Here is a 17165-nt window from a genome sequence, read left to right on the forward strand (position 1 = left end):
CTAGCGCCATGGTTGAGAACTCCCCCGCCGAGCCCGGTGCGGACTACGTCACAGACATCGGACTTCGCAAGATTGACCACGTCGGGATCGCCGTGGCCGACCTGGACGCCGCGATCGACTTCTACCAGCGGACGTTCGGGATGCGCTGCGTACACATCGAGACCAATGCCGAGCAGGGCGTTCGCGAAGCGATGCTGGCCGTCGGTCCGACCACCGAGGGTGGTTGCGTGCAACTGCTCGCACCACTCACCCCGGAGTCGACCATCGCCAAGTTCCTGGACCGGAACGGACCGGGCGTGCAGCAGGTCGCGTACACCGTGGTGGACATCGACGCGGCCTGCGCGGCGCTACGCGCGCGGGGCGTGCGGCTGCTCTACGACGCACCGCGGCGCGGCACCGCGGACTCGCGAATCAACTTCGTGCACCCGAAGGACGCCGGCGGCGTCCTCGTCGAACTCGTCGAGCCCGCCGCCGGTCACTGAACCGCCCGCCGCGCGGGCCGCGCGCCCTGCGGGCGGTGATCGACTCCAGATCGCCGACGTGGCGGTGTCTCCACGGGCGGATGCCGCCACATCGCCGATGTGGAGTGGATCAATCACGGCGGCCGCCTGCTCGGCGCCCAGGACTGGCCCTCAAGCACGTCAGTGCGCGGTTGGCGGGGCGGCCGGACACCTTCACGCATCGGCGGATGCAGTTTTTCACAGAGGACTTCCCGGCCTAGCTACCGTTCAGTAACGTCCGGCCCCACAGGAGCGCGACCGGTGCCGGATGTGTCGAATGCCGACATGGCGGTCGTGCCCACCGGCGCCGACGATGGCAGCACCCGGGCCCGTGCGGGTGCGGATGAACCGGAGGTCACCGTGCAGGACATCCTCGAAGCGATCATGGCGGCGGAGGAATCGAACGATCCGGACCGCGAGCTCGCCGGCGTCGCCGGACTGCCCGTTCCGGAGAGCTACCGGGGCGTGGTGGTCCGCGCCGAGGAGGCCCGGATGTTCGACGGCATGGCCACCCGGGACAAGGACCCGCGCAAGGCGTTGCACGTCCAGGAGGTGCCGACGCCGGAGCTGGCACCGGGCGAGGCGCTGATCGCGGTGATGGCGAGTGCGATCAACTACAACACGGTGTGGACCAGCATCTTCGAGCCGCTGCCCACCTTCAAGTTCCTCCAGCGCTACGGCCGGGTCTCCGAGCTGACCCGCCGCCACGATCTGCCGTACCACGTGGTCGGCTCGGACGCGGCGGGCGTGGTGCTGCGAACCGGCCCCGGGGTGACCCGGTGGGCGCCCGGCGACGAGGTGGTTGCGCACTGCCTCTCCGTCGAGTTGGAGGACGCGGCTGGGCACGACGACACCATGCTCGACCCGCAGCAGCGGATCTGGGGCTTCGAGACCAACTTCGGCGGGCTGGCCGAGATGGCCGTGGTCAAGGCCAACCAGCTGATGCCCAAGCCGCGGCACCTGAGCTGGGAGGAGGCGGCCAGCCCTGGGCTGGTCAACTCCACCGCCTACCGGCAGCTCGTCTCGCACCACGGGGCCGACATGAAGCAGGGCGACGTGGTGCTGATCTGGGGCGCCTCCGGCGGCCTCGGCGGGTACGCCACCCAGATGGCGCTCGGCGGCGGCGCGATCCCGGTCTGCGTCGTCTCCTCGCCGGAGAAGGCCGAGCTGTGTCGCAGGATGGGCGCGGAGCTGGTCATCGATCGGGCGGCCGAAGGTTTCCGCTTCTGGAAGGACGAGGAGACCCAGGACCCGGACGAGTGGCGGCGCTTCGGCGAGCGGATCCGCGAACTGACCGGTGGCGAGGACCCGGACATCGTCTTCGAGCACCCGGGTCGGGAGACGTTCGGCGCCAGCGTCTACGTGGCCCGGCGCGGTGGAACGATCGTCACCTGCGCCTCCACGAGTGGATTCCTGCACCAGTACGACAACCGCTACCTCTGGATGCACCTCAAGCGGATCATCGGCAGCCACTTCGCGAACTATCACGAGGCGTGGCAGGCCAACCGCCTGGTCTCGCTCGGCAAGGTGCACCCCACGGTGTCCCGCACCCACTCGCTGGAGCAGACCGGTCAGGCCGCGTACGAGGTGCACCGCAACGCCCACCAGGGCAAGGTCGGCGTGCGCTGCCTCGCACCCACCGACGGGCTGGGCGTACGCGACGGGGAGTTGCGGGCCGAACACGAGGAGGCGATCAACCGGTTCCGGGGGCACTGACCGGCACCGCCGGCACGAAAGCACTGACCGGCACCGCCGGCACGTCAGCACCGACCCGCACCTCCGACACGTCAGCACCGACCCGCACCGACCGGCCGGACGGATGAACGCTCGATGGCCAATGCGGTGATCGGACATTGTTCTTCCGCTCCCATTAGCGGAAAACCCACCCGGATCGAACAAAGGGCCTCGGGGTGACCCCGGGGCCCTTTTCCGCGTCACGCTGCGTGGCGTCCGACCCGCCCGGGACCTGCCAAGATCGCCGATTGGTCCAGCCCTGCTGATCGCCGCAGTTGACCATGTAAAGAGGGCACGAAAGCTGCGCACCGCTCTTGCGAAGCACCCTGGGGCGTCTGCCAGTATGTCCCAATGCCCCAGCAGCAGTCCTCCCCTCTCGCGTTCTTCGATAACGCGAACTCGCAGCCAGACTTCACCGTCGGCCTGCGCGGTTACAACACTCACCAGGTCGATGACTTCCTCGGCCGGATGACCGCCGCGCTGACCCAGTCCGAGCAGGCCCGTGCCGAGGCCGAGCAGCGGATGAACGACGCCCAGCGTCGGCTCCGCCAAGCCGAACAGCGCATGAGTGCGCTGGAGCAGAAGCTCACCGACACGAACAAGCAGCTCGAAGAGAACAGCCGGCCCACCCTCTCCGGGCTCGGCACCCGCGTCGAGCAGATCCTCCGGCTCGCCGAGGAGCAGGCCAACGATCACCGCAACGAGGCGAAGCGCGAGTCGGAGGGCATCCTCTCCGCCGCCCGCCTCGAGGCTCGCGAGATCACCGACAAGGCACGTGCCGAGGCCGCGGCCATGAAGGCCAGCGCCGAGCGCGAGGCGGGCAACCTGCGCACGGCCGCCGAGCGCGAGGCCGCCGAGGTTCGGGTGCAGGCCCGCCGTGAGGCTGACACACTGCGCGCGGACGCCGACCGCGAGACCAAGCAGCTGCGTACCGTCACCGCGCACGAGGTGGCCGAGCTGAAGTCGACCGTCGAGCGGGAGGTCGCCACCCTGCGGGCCACCGCCGAGCGGGAGATCACCCAGCAGCGGGCGAAGGCCGCCCGCGAGGCTGAGGAGAAGCGCGCCGAGGCGACCAAGCTGCTGACCGATGCGCGGGACAAGCGCGACAAGGACCTCCAGGCTCTCGAGCTCCAGTTGGCCGAGCGGCGTGAGAAGTCCGAGCGCGAGGAGTCCGAGCGGCACGCCGCCCAGGTCGCGCAGACCCAGAAGATGGTCAGCGAGGCCGAGCAGCGTGCCCGGGCCGCGCAGGAGCGGGCCAAGGAAATCGAGCAGCGCGCCGAGGCGCGGCGGGTCGAGTCGGAGCGCAACGCCGCCGAGACGGTGGACAAGGCCAAGGCGCACTCCGAGAAGACGCTCAACGAGGCCAAGGCCGAGTCGCAGCGTCTGCTCACCGAGGCCCGCACCGAGGCGGAGCTGACCACGCAGGCCGCCCGCCGCGAGGTCGAGGACCTCACCCGGCAGAAGGACGCGGTCACCTCGCAGCTGGGCCAGATGCTCTCCGGGCTTGCCGGCATCGTTCCGGGGATGCCGGCGGCGGCCGCCCCGGCAGCCAAGCCGGAGGCCAAGAAGGCCGATGGCGGTCAGGAGCGGGTGCCGGCGGAGACCGCTGGCTGACGCGAGGCGTCAGATGGGGCATCGACGGCGCGAGGTGACACTGGGTAACCAGTGCAACCTCGCGCCGTGTGCGTTTCCCGGCTCGTGGTCTTCCCTGCTGGAAACCGAGTGAAGTAGCTCGCACAAGGCGCGTCCGTATCGCCCCAGCAGGCCCTGTTGCGTGTGAGGATGGGGGCATGTCGCACGGCGAGGAACTGTTCGCGCTCGGCGGGGACGTGACGACGGAGCCAAGCTTCGAGTCCGCTCTGCGGGGATACGAGAAAAAACAGGTTGATCGGTATGTCGCGCGTGCCGAGCACGAGATCGCGACCCTCGCCAACGAACGGGAACAGGCGTACACACAGATCCACAAGCTCGCCGGTCAGGTCGAGGTGCTCCAGCGCGACCTGACTCAGGTGCGCAAGCAGATGAACGTGGTCGACCGGGCCTCGTTCCGGCACCTCGGCCCCCTGGTCGACTCGATCGTCACCCAGTCCGAAGAGCTGGCCGAAAAGATCGTGTCCGACGCGAATGTGGAGATCGAGTCGCGCCGTGCCGCGGCCGAGCACATCATCGAAGAGGCCCGCGAGCAGGCCGCGCGGGCATTGAAGGACTTCGAGATCACCCTCGCCGCGCGGCGCTCCGAAGAGGAGCGGCACAGCGCAGCTCGACGGGCCGAGGCGGAAGCCACCCTGCGGTCAGCCAAGGACGAGTCCGCCCAGCTGCGCAAGGCGGCGCAGGACGCGCTGGCGAAGGCTCAGCAGGAAGCCACCCAGCTGCGGGACACCGCCAAGGAGATCCACGCCCGGGCCCAGCAGGAGTCGACCAAGCTGCGCGAGACGGCCCGCGAGACACTGGCCAACGCCCGGCAGGAGGCCAGCGACCTGCGCGACGCCGCCAAGGAGGTGCACGCCAAGGCCCTGCAGGAGGCCAAGCGGCTCACCGACACCGCGACCGAGGCCGGCCGAGCCACCCACGCGAAGGCCCAGCAGGAAGCCAAGCAGATCATCGACGACGCGTCGATGGCCGGGCGGGCCACCCGCGCCAAGGCGCAGCAGGAGGCCGAGCGGCTGACCACGCAGGCCGCCGAGGCGGCCAAGCGCGGCCGCGCCGAGACCGAGGCGTACGTGCAGCGGATGCGCGCCGAGACCGAGGCTTACGTGCAGCACACCCGGTCGCAGACCCAGCAGGAGTTGGGGGCGTGGCGGGCCGGGGTGGAGCAGGAAGTCAACTCGCGTCGGGAGACGGCCGACCGGGAGCTGGCGCAGCGGCGGTCCACGGCCGAGCAGGAGTTCGCCAAGCGCCGGGATGAGCTGGAAAAGCAGCACAAGGCCCGCCAGCAGGAGCTGGAGACCGGGTTCACCAGCCGTCAGCAGGAGCTGGAGACCGGTTTCACCACTCGCCGCGACGAGTTGGAAGCCGAGTACACGGGCCGCAAGAACGAGCTGGAGACCGAATACTCCACGCGCAAGAACGAGATCGAGCAGGGGGCGGCCGGGATTCGCCAGGCGGCCGAGCAGGACGCGGCGGCTCTGCGCCAGCGGTCCGAGGCGGAGGCCGCCGAGCTGCTCAGCCGGGCCGAGGCCGAGGCCGGCGCCAAGCGCCGCAAGGCCGACGAGCATGTCGCGGCCTCCCGTCGGCAGTTCGAGGAGTACGCGGCCACGACCCAGCAGCACCTGGCCACCACTCAGCAGCACCTGGCGGCCACGCAGCAGGAGTCGGCGGCGGGCCGGCAGCAGCTCGCCCAGGTGATGCTGGAGATCGCCCAGGCCCAGCAGCAGCTCGCGGACCTGCGACAGGAGACCTGGAAGGCTCGGCAGGAGTCCGACGAGCTCCAGCGGCAGATGTCCGACCTGCGGTTGCAGAGCGTCGCAGGCCCGATCGACGGCCCGACCGCCCCGACCGGCGGCGACGGGGCGAGCAAGAGCGCGCCCGGCAAGGCCGAGCCCGCCGACGCCAAGCAGCCGGTGAACGCCAGCGCGGAGGAGTCCGGGCAGTCCACGACGCGGCCGGTTGCCGAGCCGGTGACCACGGTGGACGGTGGGGCGGCGAGCGCCGGGGTGGAGGGCGAGCCGACCGTCGCCGCTGTTCCGGGCGAGGGTGGCCGGGGCGCCAAGCCAACCAAGATCACTAGCACCGGCGAGGGCGGCAAGCGCCCCACCAAGCCGACCACCGACGAGCGCAGCGCCAAGCCCAGCAAGGTCACCATCGAGAAGGACTGACCGCCGTCGGGGGCGGCGGCGGAAGCTCCGATCGCGGCCCAGCTCACGCCCGGTCGAACCCGTGCGGCGGAGCTGTCGGGTTGAGCCTCCGGCCACTCGGTCCTGTCCGGACGGGTGCTATACCTGTGAGTCATATTGATGACTCACAGGTATAACGGGTTCCGGGCATGCGCCGGGGCCACCCCCGAAGGAGACCCGGGAGGTTCTGGTGCCGCAGCACAGCCCGTTGGGCGATGACCCGGATGTGACTCGCCACCCCGCACCGGCCGGGCCGCCACCGCCCGAGGCAGCGCAGCCCGAGGCAGCGCAGCCCGAAACACCACCGGCCGAGGTGCCGCCTCCGGTGCCGGTCCCCGCTCCGGGGATCGACCCGGATGAGCCGCCGGCGGTCCCGTCCGGGAAGTTCGGCACGCCGGGGCGGCCGCTGCGCCGCAGCAGCTTCCTGATCGGTTTCACCGGCGCCCTGGGCGTGCTGCTGGCGTACACCCTCTATCAGGGGATTCGCAACGCCGGCGGCATCCTGGTGTTGGTGGTGATCGCGCTCTTCCTCGCGGTCGGCCTCAACCCGGCGGTGGTCCGGCTACGCCGGTGGGGCGTGCCGCACGGTCTGGCGGTGGCGGTGGTCGCGTTGACCGTGGTGCTGCTGCTCTGCGGTGGAGTGGTGGCGCTCGTCCCGCCGATCGTCACGCAGTCGGGGCAGTTCATCGAACAGTTGCCCAGCTACGTCGAGGAGTTGCGTCGCAATCCGACGGTCAATGACCTGGTGGAGCGCTACGACGTGGTGCAGCGGGTGCAGAACGCGGCCAACGCGGACACGATCGGCCGGGCGCTCGGCGGCGTGCTCGGCGGCGCCCAACTGATCTTCGGCACGGTGTTCCGGGCGCTGACCGTGCTGGTGCTGACCATCTACTTCCTGGCGTACTTCAACCGGCTGCGCACCCTGGGCTACTCGCTGGTGCCCCGGTCGCGCCGGGAGCGGGTGCAACTGATCGGCGACGAGATCCTGGCCAAGGTTGGCGCCTACATGGTCGGCGCGCTGAGCATCGCGGTGCTGGCCGGCGCGACGACGTTCGTCTTCGCGCTGATCGTCGGGCTGCCGTACCCGTTCGCGCTCGCCGTGGTGGTCGCGGTGACCGACCTGATCCCGCAGATCGGCGCCACCCTGGGCGCGGTGATCGTGAGTCTGGTCGGCTTCGCCGACAACCTGCCCACCGGCATCGCCTGCGCGGTCTTCTTCCTGATCTACCAGCAGGTGGAGAACTATCTGATCTACCCAAAGGTGATGCGGCGCTCGGTGGAGGTCAACGAGGTGGCCGCCCTGCTGGCCGCGCTGCTCGGGGTGGCCCTGCTGGGCGTGGTGGGCGCGCTGATCGCCATCCCCACGGTGGCCGCACTGCAACTGATCCTGCGCGAGGTGGTGCTGCCGCGCCAGGAGACCCGCTGACCAGCGGGTCGTGGGTCGGCGGGCCAGCGGCCAGCGGCCTGCGGGTCAGTCGGCCTTGCTCGCGGGCGGACCGGGGACGGGCGTGTCGGCGAACGAGGCCACCGTCCGGTCGGCGTACGCGCTGACGTCGCCGGCCTCCATCGGGCCGTCCCAGGTCGTTGGCAGCGGCACCTCGACGGCCGGGTTGACCCGCCGGACGATCTCGTCGAGCACCGTCTCCGCGTCACCCACCCAGAGGTGCTTGGCCCCCGGCACCCCGACCACCTCGGCCTGCGGCACCGCGGCGAACCGCTCCCGCGCCTCGGTCGGACGCAGGTAGTCGTCGAACTCCGGCACCAGCGCCACCAGCGGCCGGCCGGAGGCCGCCCAGGTGGCCAGGTCCGCAGGGGCCGAGAAACGCAACGGCGGGGAGAGCAGGATCGCCCCGGCGATCGCCGGGTCACAGCCGTACTTCAAGGTCAGGTCGGTGCCGAACGACCAGCCGACGAGCCAGATGTTGGGCAGCTCGGCGAACTCCGCGTACTCGATGGCGGCGGCCACGTCGTACCGCTCCCCCACCGCGCGGTCGAAGGTTCCCTCGCTGGTGCCGCGCAGGCTGCTGGTGCCCCGGGTGTTGAACCGCAGCACGGCCAGGTCGGCCAGCGCGGGCAGCCGCCAGGCCGCCTTACGGAAGACGTGGCTGTCCATCATTCCGCCGTGGGTGGGCAGCGGGTGCAGGCAGACCAGGGTGGCCACCGGCGGCCGGTCGGCCGGCAGGGCCAGCTCACCGACCAGCCGCAGACCATCGGCGGTGTGCAGCTCGATGTCCTCTCGGCGGCCGGGGAGGATCGACGACGCGCGGATCGCTGTGCTCACCGGACAAGTCTGTCGCGAAGTCACCGCCGCCGCCCGCCCAGGCACGAACAGGGTGACCCAGGTCGCTAAGCCATGGCACAAGGCAGGCTGCTCGGGAGGCTCAGTAGCGCGGGGTGCCGCGACCGCGCTGGACCGCCGGGCCACGCCGGTCGCGGGCCCGCCAGCAGCCGCTGTGCCAGTGCCGCCGGTCGGTCAGGTCACCCAGGCCGTCCGCCGGCCAGGCCACCAGGTGCGCCACCCCGGGGCGGATCTCCTGGTCACAGCCGGGGCAGCGGTACGTCTTGACCGACGCGCCCGCGCCGATCCCGCGTACCTGCCAGGCGCCGTCGGTCCACTGCTGCACCGAGGCGACGCCCTGCCGGACCCGGTCGGCGTCCAGGTTGGCGTTCTCGTCCCGGCGAGGGCGATTGCGACGGGGGCTCACAGTCACCAAGCGTACGGTCCGTCAGACGGGACAGCCTCGCGGCCAGCCCGCCCGACGACTGAGATCACTCCCAGCTCTCCGGCCGCGTCGGGTCCTCGACGACCCGCGCCCCCGCCAGAACGGTCGTCGCATCCGCCTCGGTGAAGCCGCTGGACGCGCCCGGCTCGACGCCGATCGGCCGTCTGCCTTCCCACTGCCATTCGAAGTTGGCACTCACCATCGTCTTGGGAATGCCGAGCAGATCCAGGGTCGTTTCGTCCGGTGAGAGGTACGCGGGCCGGCCAGCGACAGTCCGATTCCCTGCGGTACGGGTACCAGCCCCGCTCGCGTAGCGGTAGTTCACGAACATGACCTGGGTCGCCGCCCGCCCAATGGTGAAGTCCGAGGTGACCAGTCTCGGGTAGGAGCTGAGATCAACCGAGCAGCCGGTGAGCGACGCGCCTTCGGGCAGGGCGTCGAGCCGCAGCGGCACGGCGCAAGAGCGAGCCTCGTTCCAGCGCAGTGCCTCGACCGCCCGCTCCAGCCCGGCACGGTCCCCTCCCAGGATGACGGCACGGGCGTACAGACCTGGCGCGGGGTGCCACGACTTGACCATTGCACTTACGCCGCCGCTCGCCGGGTGGATCGTGCCGTCGAAGATCTGGGGCCCCGGTGCGGCCGCGTCAACCTCGACGCCGCCGAATGAGACGGTAATCGACAACTCCGGCGTACTGCTTACCTCGACATATACCGGTTGGTCATCCCGCACGCTGAGCCGTACCGATTCGGTGTGGCCCCGGACAACCGACCAGCCCAGATACCGGGCCCTGGCCGGGTCGAGGCCGAAGTGCAGCACGTTCGGATCGCTGCCGACCAACGCCGGGTCGGCGGCGGAACCAGGCACCCCGTCGACGCGGGGCGGCCCTGGTGTGGCCCCGGTCGACGTGGTGGCGGTCCAGGGCAAGCGGTCGGACAACCCGTCGAGGCCCGTCCCGGTCACTCCCACGACGCCGAGCGCCCCGATCAGAGACAACGCGGTCCCAGCGGCGACCCGGCGGTGGAGTTGGCGGCGGCGGCCGCGGGCGCGTGAAGCCCGCAACAGCCGGCCGGCGTCCACGGCACCCTCGGCACGGTCCCGCAGGGTTTGAACGATCTGGTCGTCGAAGTCGATCACGGCCGGCTCCCGTTCGTGGCCGGGGCACCGTAGCGCTCCCGCAGGTTGGCGAACGCCCGCATCGCGTGGGTGCGGACGGTGACCGGCGAGCAGTCCAGGATCTGGGCGATCGTCGCGTCGTCGAGATCCTCGTAGTAGCGCAGCACCAGCACTGCCCGCTGGCGGTCGGGCAGGCCGAGGATCAGCCGCCAGATCTCGTCCCGGTCGGCCACCTCGCCGCCGAGGTCGCCGCGCTGCGGCCGGTCGACGACGGTCTCGACGGCCAGCTCACGGCTTGACCGGCGGCGCCACCAGGAGTTGTTGGCGTTGACCAGCATCCGGCGCACGTACACGTCGGGTCGGTCGGCCCGGGAGATCCGGCGCCAGTGCACGTACGCCCGGGACAGCGTGTCCTGGGTGAGGTCCTCGGCCCGGTGCTCGTCGCCGGTCAGCAGCCGGGCGAGCCGGACCAGCGCCGGCCCCCGGCTGCTGACGTACTCCTCGAAGGTCACACCCTGCAGACGCCGTGGGCGCCCTCCGGCGTTGACCTGATCAGCGGTGCGAGTGGTCGCGGAAGCCGCGGCGGGTCTTGCGGCCCAGGTAGCCGGCGGTGACCAGGTGCTCCAGCAGCGGCGCGGGCGCGAACCCCGGCTCGCGCAACTCCAGGTACAGCTCGCGTTGAATCGCCAGCGCGACGTCCAACCCGACCACGTCGAGCAGCTCGAAGGGGCCCATCGGGTAGCCGCAGCCCAGCTTCATCGCGTGGTCGATGTCGTCGGCCGTCGAGTAGCTGGCTTCCAGCATCTTCACCGCGTCGTTCAGGTAGGGGAACAGCAACGCGTTGACGATGAACCCGGACCGGTCGCCGCAGACCACGGCGGTCTTGCCGAGCGCGGCGCAGACCGCGCGGGCGGTGGCGGTGGTCTCCGGGGAGGTGCGGATGGTGCGGACGACCTCGACCAGCGGCATGACCGGCGCCGGGTTGAAGAAGTGCAGCCCCACCACGTCGGCGGGCCGGTGGGTGGCCATCGCGACGTCGATCACCGGCAGCGAGGAGGTCGTGGTGGCCAGCACAACGCCGGGCTTGCAGATCTCGTCGAGGCTCGCGAAGAGCGCCTTCTTCACGCTCAGCTCCTCGACCACGGCCTCGACCACCAGGTCGACGTCGGCGAGATGGTCGAGCGTGGCCGACCAGGTGATCCGGCCGAGCGCGGCGTCCCGGTCGGTCTCGGCGAGCTTGCCGCGCACCACGCCCTTGTTCAGCGAGGTCTTCACCGCCTCGCAGACCGTCGCGGACTTCTCCATGCCCCGGGTCACCGAGACGACCTCGTAGCCGGCCTTCGCGAAGACCTCGATGATCCCGGTGGCCATCGTCCCGGAGCCGACCACGCCGACCTTCGCGATGGCGAGAGCCCCGTCGGCGAGCGCGGCCTCCGTGGCCGGCGGCGTCGCCTCATCCGGTACGACCACTGGCGAACCGGGCCGCTCGTAGGTGTAGAAGCCCCGTCCGGACTTCCGGCCGAGCAGCCCCGCGGTCACCATCTGCTTGAGCAGCGGCACCGGGGCGTGCCGGCGGTCCCGCCCGCCGCGCCGGTACATGGTGTCCAGGATCTCGTACGCGGTGTCCAGGCCGATCAGGTCCATCAACGCCAGTGGGCCCATCGGCAGGCCGCAGCCGAGCTTCATCGCGGCGTCGATGTCCTCCCGGGTCGCGTAGTGCGACTCGAACATGCCGACCGCGTGGTTGAGGTAGCCGAAGAGCAACGCGTTGGCGATGAAGCCGGCCCGGTCGTTGATGGTGACGTCGACCTTGCCGAGCCGGGCGCAGAGCGCCTCGACGTCGGCGACGACCTCGGGTGAGGTGACGACCGTGCGGACCACCTCGACCAGCTTCATCACGGGAGCCGGGTTGAAGAAGTGGATGCCGATCACCTGGTTGGGCCGGGTGGTGGCCACCGAGATCTCGGTGACGCTCAGCGACGAGGTGTTGGTGGCGAGGATGGTCTCCGGCCGGCAGACCCGGTCCAGCTCGGCGAAGATCCGCTGCTTGAGGTCCAGGTGCTCGGGCACCGCCTCGATGACCAGGTCGACGGAGTGCAGCGCGTCCAGCCCGGCGGCGAAGTGCACCCGCTCGTGCAGGGCGTCGCGGTCCGCGGCGGCGAGCTTGCCCTTGGCGACCGCCCGGTCGGTGGAGCGGGTGAGGGTGGCCCGACCGCGCTCCAGCGCCGGCTCGGAGATCTCGACCGCCACCACGTCGATGCCGTTGCGGGCGAAGACCTCGACGATGCCGGCACCCATGGTGCCCAGCCCCACCACACCCACGGTGCTGAACTCGCGCGCCACGACCGGCCTCCCCAGACACTCCGCCCGGCCCCTGAACGGCCGATAAGGTTATGCGCGCGAGTCTGCCACGTGACGTTCGGTTGTCGAGACGCCGTGGCTAATTTCACCCACGGCGCGCAGGGCCTCTAGGGGACGGGCACGGTGGTCAGTGCCAGCAACTCCGCGACGAACTCCGCCGGGCGCTCCAGGTGTGGGCTGTGACCGCAGCCAGGCAGCACGACCTCGTGGTACGCGCCGCCGGCCGCCGCGTACCGCTCCAGCACCGCGCGGGTCTGGCCGATCATCGGCTGCGGCGGGCAGGACTCCGCGCCTGGCCAGCCGGGCACGAGACCCAGGGAACCCAGGTACGCCAGGTCGAACAGCGAGGTGTCCGAGACGATGACGTCGGCGTCGCCGCGTACCCAGGCGACCGGGGGTTTGCCGGCGACGGCGACCAGCTCGTCGGCGAGCCGGAAGTGGGTCGGCGCAAGCGCGTTGAGCACCCCGCGCTCTCCCGGCGCGGTGCCCGGCCAGTTCTCCGAGGGCACCGCCGTGCCCGGGTAGTTGTCGTCCCCGGTGGCGGTGGAGAGCACGGTGTCCAGCAGCAGATCCTCGTCCGTGCCCAGCGAGGCGGGATCGGCCACATAGGTCGCTCGCAGGACGGCGCGTGGGCTGGCCGGGGTGTCCGCGCTCCGATCGCCGGCCGCGAGCCGGGCGACGAAGTCCGGGTTCGCCGTGCCGGCGCCGGTTCCGGCGAAGTCGGGGGTGGTCGGCGTGCCGGTCAGGTCGTGGGTGCCACCGAAGCCGTACGGGGAGACCGGCGCCGCGAGCAGCAACGCGTTGACCCGGTGCGGATGGTCGACCAGCAGTTGCATCGCCACTCCGCCGCCGAGGGAGTGCCCGACCACCACTGGGCGGACGTTGCTGGCGCCGAAGAGCGTCGGGTCGTCCAGCAGGGCGGCCACATCGTCGGCGAAGTCCCGCAAACCCCGGGTGGCGTTCACCGGAGCCGTCGCGGAGTCGCCGTACCCCCGCAGATCGGGGGCGACCACCCGCAGCGTCGGCGGCAGGCGCCGGACCAGCGGCTCCCAGAACAGCGCGGACGAGCAGTTGCCGTGGATCAGCAGCACCGGGGTGCCGTCCGGCGGGCCGGCCACCCGGACCGCCTGGGTGATGCCGTTCGCCGTCACGGTCCGCTGCTCGGTTTCCATCCGCGGCATGCTGCCACGGCCGCCTCCGCCGGTCCAGGTGCCGGACAGCCATCCCGGGCGCGGCTCAGGTGTGGGCCACGCCCGGGTCGGCGTGCGGTCGTGCAGAAGCGCCCTTGTTGTCGCAGGGCGACGACAAGGGCCCTTTCCACATTCAGCGGCGGACGCCGGGAGGCGCGGCCAACGGCAGCGGAAGTGTCGGTCGGACGTCCCGCCGGGACGGGCCGAAGCTGAGCCCCACCGGATCGGTGTGCGCCACCCCCGGGTCGAACAGGCGCAGTTCGGTACGGCCGAGGCGGATCACGTCTCCGTCGGAGAGACGTTCCAACTCGATGATTCGGCGATCGTTGAGCCAGGTGCCGTTGGTCGAGCCGAGGTCCCGCAGTGACGGGCCCTCCGGGGCCAGCCACACCTCCGCGTGGCGGCGGCTCAGATGCGGGTCACCGATGACAACATGGCCGGTCGGTGCCCGGCCGATCACTTGCGGTTCGACCCGAAGTCGAAAACTCGCCCCGCGCATCGGCCCGCCCGCGACCGTCAACAACGGTAAAAGCTCCGGATGTTCCTCCATGGACAGTCAGCCCTCCACCCCACACCATTACTCCGCGCGTCAGCCTGCCATCAGACGGTAATCACCAGAACCGACCGGCCGGTCAGCTCCTCGTGACCTCCCGACCATCCGCGGTTCGACGGTTCGGACGGGCCGTTCTGTCGTCGATGCCCTGAGCTGCACTGATCAACGATCGAGCGAGGCTGCGCGACTCCGGTTCCGCCGCCCGGGATCGGAGACCTACCGGCGAGTAATCCTCGGGTCTAGACTTCCGCCATGACGGCTGTGCATGTCCCGGGTCTCCCGGTCATCGAGGCGGATCAGCTGATCTCCACGAGCCCGGCCACCGGCGCTGAGGCCGGCCGCTTTCCGGTTGCCACCGAGGCCGACGTGCGGCGGGCCGTCGACCGCGCCCGCGCCGCCAGCGAGTGGTGGGCCGGGCTCGGCTTCACCGGCCGCCGCGAACGGATGCTGCGCTGGCGCGCCCTGCTGGCCAAGCGGATCGAGCAGTTGGCCGAGGTGGTGCACGTCGAGGGCGGCAAGCCGATCGCCGACGCCATCGTCGAGATCGTCACCGCGATCGAGCACATCGACTGGGCCGCCCGCAACGCCAGCCGCGTGCTCGGCCCGCGCCGGGTGCGGTCCCGGCTCATCCTCGCCGAGTTCTCCGGGCATCTGGAATACCAGCCGCACGGCGTGGTCGGCGTGATCGGGCCATGGAACTATCCGGTCTTCACGCCGATCGGTTCGGCCGCGTACGCGCTGGCCGCCGGTAACGGCGTGGTGCTCAAGCCGAGCGAGTACACGCCCACCGCCGGGCAGTGGCTGGTGGACAGCTTCGCCGAGGTGGTGCCCGAGCAGCCGGTGTTCACCGCCGTGCACGGGCTGGGCGAGGTGGGTGCGGCACTGTGCCGCTCCGGGGTCGACAAGGTGGCCTTCACCGGCTCGACCGCCACGGCCAGGAAGGTGATGGCCGCCTGCGCCGAGACACTGACCCCGGTGCTGATCGAGGGCGGCGGCAAGGACGCGATGATCGTCGACAGCGACGCCGACCTGGACGCCGCCGCCGAGGCGTGCGTCTGGGGCGGCATGACCAACGCGGGCCAGACCTGCATCGGCATCGAGCGGGTGTACGCCGTCGACTCGATCTTCGACGCCTTCGTCGACAAGGTAGTGGCCCGCGCCGGTCAGCTGACCGTCGGGGCGGAGGGCAGCGACATCGGCCCGATCACCATGCCCCGGCAGCTCGACGTGATCCGCGGGCACATCGACGCCGCTATCGCCTCCGGCGGGCGTGCGGTGCTGGGCGGCCCGAGTGCGGTGCGGCCGCCGTACGTCCATCCGACCGTGCTCGTGGACGTCGGAGAGGAGTCGGCCGCCGTCCGGGAGGAAACCTTCGGCCCGACGCTGACCATCAACCGGGTCCGCGACGCCGACGAGGCCGTTACCCGCGCCAACGCCCTGCCGTACGGCCTGGGCGGTTCGGTCTTCGGCCGACGACGCGCGGTGTCCATCGCGCGTCAGCTGCGCTCCGGCATGGCCTCGATCAACTCCACCCTGACCTTCGCCGGCATGTCCACCCTGCCGTTCGGCGGGGTCGGCGACTCCGGCTTCGGGCGGATCCACGGCGAGGACGGGCTGCGCGAGTTCGGCCGCGCGAAGGCGATCACCCGCCGTCGGGCCCGTTCGCTGCTGCCGTCGATGACCTTCGAACGGACCCCGACCGACGTGGCCCGGCTCGTCAAGGCCATCAAGGTGATGTACGGGAGGTAGGTGAACTCTTCGTCCACGGCGGCCGGGCGGCGAGCCGATCAGAAGAGCGTCAGCTCGTCCTTCTCGATGCCCCGCAGCCTGTCGTAGTTCACGACCACACACCGGATGCCCCGGTCGGTGGCGAGCACCCGGGCCTGCGGCTTGATCTCCTGGGCGGCGAAGACCCCGGCAACCGGGCTGAGTAGCGGGTCGCGGTTCATCAACTCGAGATAGCGGGTCAACTGCTCCACCCCGTCGATGTCGCCACGCCGCTTGATCTCGACGGCGACCGCACCGGAGTTGGCGTCCCGGCAGAGCAGGTCGACCGGGCCGATCGCCGTCATGTATTCACGGCGGACCAGCGTGAACCCCTCACCCAACACACCGGGGTTGGCGGCCAACAACTCCTGCAGGTGCGCCTCCACCCCGTCCTTGCGTAGGCCCGGATCCACACCCAACTCGTACGAGGTGTCCTGGAAGATCTCCTCCAGGGTGATCCGCAGCTCCTCGCCAGCCTTGTTGACCACCCGCCACACACCGGGGGCCTCCTCCAGCCGACACGGCGGGCTCATCCAGTTCAACGGCTTATACGCCCGGTCGTCGGCGTGAATCGACACCGACCCGTCCGCCTTCACCATCAGCAACCGGGTGGCCAGCGGCAGGTGAGCCGAGAGCCGTCCGACATAGTCCACCGAGCACTTCGCAATGACCAACCGCACCCGACGAGGGTAGCCGAGCACCCACCGGTCGCCAGCGAGCGGCACTGGCGCGTCGATGCGATGCTGAGATCGTGTTCGAAGTCCTCACCGGCACCGGTCTCGCCGCCTCAGCGGGGCTGAACGCCTACATACCCCTGCTCATCCTCGGTCTTCTCGGCCGCTACTCCGACCTGGTCGACCTCCCCAGCGGTTGGACCTGGCTCGGCAACGGCTGGGTGATCGTCATCCTGGCCGTGCTGCTCGCGGTGGAGGTGGTGGCCGACAAGGTGCCCGTGGTCGACCACGTCAACGATGTGGTGCAGACCGTCGTCCGGCCCACCGCGGGCGGCCTGGCCTTCGGCGCCGGGTCCTCGTCGGAGACGGTGACGGTCAGTGACCCGGGGAGCTTCTTCTCCTCGCACCAGTGGGTGCCGGTCGTCACCGGCGTGCTGCTGGCGCTGGGCGTGCACCTGCTCAAGTCGGCGGCACGCCCCGTCATCAACGCGACCACCGCCGGGTTCGGCGCCCCGGTCGCCAGCACCGCCGAGGACGCCACGAGCGTGGTGGTCTCCGTGGTGGCGATCATCCTGCCGGTGCTGGTGCTCGTCTTCCTGCTCGGTCTGGTGGCGTTCATCTACTGGTTCATCCGCCGACGCTCGGAACGCCGCCGGGAACGGGAAGCGGCGCGCGCCGCGGGCTTCCGCGTCTGAACCTCACGCCAGGACCTGCCC

At 70.8% G+C, this 17165-nt stretch carries 15 protein-coding genes; 7 read left to right on the top strand and 8 right to left on the bottom strand.

Features of this window, described 5'->3' with window-relative positions; all coding sequences use genetic code 11:
• The first annotated feature begins 8 nt into the window (after nt 1-8).
• The 5 genes from mce to JOD64_RS08710 all read left to right on the top strand — a co-directional run bounded on the left by mce (nt 9) and on the right by JOD64_RS08710 (nt 7493).
• Nucleotides 9-482, top strand: coding sequence for a methylmalonyl-CoA epimerase (gene mce / locus JOD64_RS08690; protein WP_204941769.1), 474 nt, complete (start codon nt 9-11; stop codon nt 480-482).
• A gap of 378 nt (nt 483-860) precedes the next feature.
• The gene (gene ccrA / locus JOD64_RS08695) at nt 861-2216 is read left to right on the top strand and encodes a crotonyl-CoA carboxylase/reductase (protein ID WP_204945976.1); all 1356 of its coding nucleotides are present in this window, start codon (nt 861-863) and stop codon (nt 2214-2216) included.
• A gap of 369 nt (nt 2217-2585) precedes the next feature.
• Entirely contained in the window at nt 2586-3848 is a 1263-nt protein-coding gene (locus JOD64_RS08700; RefSeq protein WP_184178049.1) for a DivIVA domain-containing protein, read from the top strand.
• Between the two features lie 176 nt (nt 3849-4024).
• Nucleotides 4025-6049 (top strand): coiled-coil domain-containing protein, encoded by a 2025-nt coding sequence (locus tag JOD64_RS08705; protein ID WP_204941770.1) that lies wholly within the window; start codon nt 4025-4027, stop codon nt 6047-6049.
• Between the two features lie 364 nt (nt 6050-6413).
• The gene (locus JOD64_RS08710; RefSeq protein ID WP_204945977.1) at nt 6414-7493 is read left to right on the top strand and encodes an AI-2E family transporter; all 1080 of its coding nucleotides are present in this window, start codon (nt 6414-6416) and stop codon (nt 7491-7493) included.
• A 45-nt stretch (nt 7494-7538) separates the two neighbouring features.
• Here JOD64_RS08710 and JOD64_RS08715 read toward each other — a convergent pair whose 3' ends face one another.
• The 7 genes from JOD64_RS08715 to JOD64_RS08745 form a co-directional block, all read right to left on the bottom strand.
• Entirely contained in the window at nt 7539-8348 is an 810-nt protein-coding gene (locus tag JOD64_RS08715) for an alpha/beta hydrolase (protein ID WP_204941771.1), read from the bottom strand.
• A gap of 100 nt (nt 8349-8448) precedes the next feature.
• Entirely contained in the window at nt 8449-8772 is a 324-nt protein-coding gene (locus tag JOD64_RS08720) for an Rv1322 family protein (RefSeq protein ID WP_244236068.1), read from the bottom strand.
• A 64-nt stretch (nt 8773-8836) separates the two neighbouring features.
• Nucleotides 8837-9925 carry a hypothetical protein gene (locus JOD64_RS08725; protein WP_204941772.1) on the bottom strand — a complete coding sequence of 363 codons (1089 nt, stop codon included), beginning with the start codon at nt 9923-9925 and terminating at the stop codon, nt 8837-8839.
• Nucleotides 9922-10416: a SigE family RNA polymerase sigma factor gene (locus JOD64_RS08730; RefSeq protein WP_204941773.1), complete on the bottom strand. Its 495-nt coding sequence runs from the start codon at nt 10414-10416 to the stop codon at nt 9922-9924. Before JOD64_RS08730 ends, JOD64_RS08725 begins: the two co-directional genes overlap by 4 nt.
• Before the next feature lie 40 nt (nt 10417-10456).
• Nucleotides 10457-12247, bottom strand: a complete 1791-nt coding sequence (locus JOD64_RS08735) for a 3-hydroxyacyl-CoA dehydrogenase family protein (protein ID WP_204941774.1) — start codon at nt 12245-12247, stop codon at nt 10457-10459.
• 125 nt (nt 12248-12372) lie between these two features.
• The gene (locus tag JOD64_RS08740) at nt 12373-13446 is read right to left on the bottom strand and encodes an alpha/beta hydrolase (RefSeq protein ID WP_372434104.1); all 1074 of its coding nucleotides are present in this window, start codon (nt 13444-13446) and stop codon (nt 12373-12375) included.
• Nucleotides 13447-13588: 142 nt separating this feature from the next.
• Nucleotides 13589-14005, bottom strand: a complete 417-nt coding sequence (locus tag JOD64_RS08745) for an FHA domain-containing protein (protein ID WP_204941776.1) — start codon at nt 14003-14005, stop codon at nt 13589-13591.
• 255 nt (nt 14006-14260) lie between these two features.
• On the opposite strand from JOD64_RS08745, the gene JOD64_RS08750 reads away from it, so the two are divergent.
• Nucleotides 14261-15757 (top strand): aldehyde dehydrogenase family protein, encoded by a 1497-nt coding sequence (locus tag JOD64_RS08750; protein WP_204941777.1) that lies wholly within the window; start codon nt 14261-14263, stop codon nt 15755-15757.
• Nucleotides 15758-15795: 38 nt separating this feature from the next.
• On the opposite strand, the gene nucS is transcribed toward JOD64_RS08750, so the two are convergent.
• Nucleotides 15796-16455, bottom strand: coding sequence for an endonuclease NucS (gene nucS / locus JOD64_RS08755; protein ID WP_204941778.1), 660 nt, complete (start codon nt 16453-16455; stop codon nt 15796-15798).
• A 71-nt stretch (nt 16456-16526) separates the two neighbouring features.
• On the opposite strand from nucS, the gene JOD64_RS08760 reads away from it, so the two are divergent.
• Nucleotides 16527-17144, top strand: coding sequence for a DUF4126 domain-containing protein (locus tag JOD64_RS08760; protein WP_204941779.1), 618 nt, complete (start codon nt 16527-16529; stop codon nt 17142-17144).
• Nucleotides 17145-17165 lie beyond the last annotated feature (21 nt).

Source organism: Micromonospora luteifusca, assembly GCF_016907275.1.
Classification (GTDB): Bacteria; Actinomycetota; Actinomycetes; order Mycobacteriales; family Micromonosporaceae; genus Micromonospora; species Micromonospora luteifusca.